The 2006-nt window shown below is 43.5% G+C and carries 2 protein-coding genes; both read left to right on the top strand.

Features of this window, described 5'->3' with window-relative positions:
- Nucleotides 1-140 precede the first annotated feature (140 nt).
- Nucleotides 141-1412: a TolC family protein gene (locus WC615_RS15935; protein ID WP_372979067.1), complete on the top strand. Its 1272-nt coding sequence runs from the start codon at nt 141-143 to the stop codon at nt 1410-1412.
- Between the two features lie 82 nt (nt 1413-1494).
- A partial coding sequence (locus WC615_RS15930) for an efflux RND transporter periplasmic adaptor subunit (protein ID WP_372979068.1) occupies nt 1495-2006 on the top strand: 512 nt, incomplete at its 3' end.

The raw sequence follows: 2006 nt of genomic DNA, 5'->3' as shown, positions 1-2006 counted from the left end.
ATGGCGTTTATTTAGTTCCGTTAGGAACGATTGGTATAACAATTATGCATCCGGCTGTAAATTCTAATGCAATTCTAATTCAGTTTTAATGTGTCTCTAATACACGTGCAATAGTTTTGGTACTATCAAACAAAGCACAAATGTTACGCACGTATTTCAGAAAATTTATAATTTTTGCCCTGGTTATCATATGCGGGCAAAAAGCCTCGGCCCAAACAGATACACTTCGTATCACCATTAAAGATGCAGAGAAAACCTTTCTGCAAAATAACCTTAGCCTCATTGCCCAAAAGTACAATGTTGATGCCGCGCAGGCACTTGTTAAGCAAGCCAAACTTTGGGATAACCCCGTTTTAAGCACCGACCAAAATATTACCGATGCCAATAAAAAGTTTTTTAACCACAGCAACGGTAACGGGCAGGTACTGGTACAGTTAAGCCAGGTTTTTAAAACAGCCGGCAAGCGCGGCAAGCAGGTGCAAATTGCCAATGATGATGTACAGATACAGCAGGCGCAGTTTAATGACCTGTTGCGCAACCTGCATTATAACCTGCTGCTTGATTTTGCGCAGGTGGCCAACCTGATAGACCAGCGCAAGGTTTACCAGATGGAAATTGCGTCGGCAACCAGCATGGTTAACGCCATTGATAAATCATACCAGGCAGGTAACAATTCTTTAAAAGATGTTATACGTTTAAAAGCGTTGAATTTTGGCTTGCAGAACGACCTGGTTGAAATAGACCGCCAGATTAACGACCTGCAAAGTGAGCTTAAAACATTGCTTGCCGCAAACCCGAACCAATTTATTGCCCCTCAGATAACTTTTAACAATACGGATACCACGCTTAACGCCGCCACACTGGCCGAGACTGCCAAGGCCAACCGCGGCGATTACCTGGCCAATCAGTACTTGTTAAACCAAAACAACCACAATTTTGCGCTGCAAAAAGCAATGGCCGTGCCCGATATAACCATCGGTAGCACGTACGACCAGAACAGCAGTTACGCGCGCAATTTTGTGGGCTTGGAAATTAGCCTGCCCCTGCCAATATTTAACCGTAACCAGGGTAATATTAAAAACGCAAAACTTGCAGCCCAAAGCCAGGAGTATACCCTTAAGAACAGCGAACTACAGTTAAATAATGATGTTTATTCGGCGGTGCAGCAGTACCAGCTAAGCCAGCAATTACTCGGCTCAAAAGAAAACGACTTTTATGCCAAATACGACCAGCTGTTTAAAAGTATGGGCAAAGGCTTTCAGCTAAAACAGATCAACCTGCAGGAGTATGTAGACTTTTTTGACTCGTACCGCGAAACCAAACTTAAAATTTTACAGCAGCAGCTAAACCTGCAAAAAGCCATAGCCGATTTAAACTACGCCGTAGGCACTACCGTAATAAACCCATTGTAAGCTGAAAGGTAAAAGCAGAAAGGTAAAAGATTTTAAGACCTCACCAAATCACTAATTCAATAAGCATCAGCAATAAACATAAATGAAAAAGCAAATTATATACTTAGGCCTTGGGCTAATTGGCCTTACCGCTTGCCAGGATAAAAAAACCGGCACTATGGAAACCAAACAGGTTTGCATAAGCGATTCGCTGGCAAAAATGATAAAGATAGATACCGCCAAAAGCACACCCATGAAGGACGAGCTTACCCTATCGGGCGAGGTATCATTCGATGAAAATAAAGTAGTTAAAGTGTTTCCGTTTACCAGCGGGCAGGTGATGGAGGTAAAGGTATCATTAGGCGATAAGGTAACCAAAGGCCAGGTGCTTGCAGTTTTGCGCAGCGCTGATGTTGCCGGCAGCTATACCGACCTTACGTCTACAAAATCTGACCTTGCCATTAGCAAGCGCCAGTTAGAGCAGGCCGAGTACCTATACAAGAACGGTATATCAAGCGAACGCGATTACACCGAAGCAAAAGAGAATTATAACAAAGCGGTTGCCGCGAATAGCAAAGTCCGCGACCAGATTGGTATTAACGGCGGTGGTAATAC

This window comes from Mucilaginibacter sp., from assembly GCF_041663085.1.
Classification (GTDB): Bacteria; Bacteroidota; Bacteroidia; order Sphingobacteriales; family Sphingobacteriaceae; genus Mucilaginibacter.
This window is presented reverse-complemented; position numbering and strand designations above follow the sequence as displayed.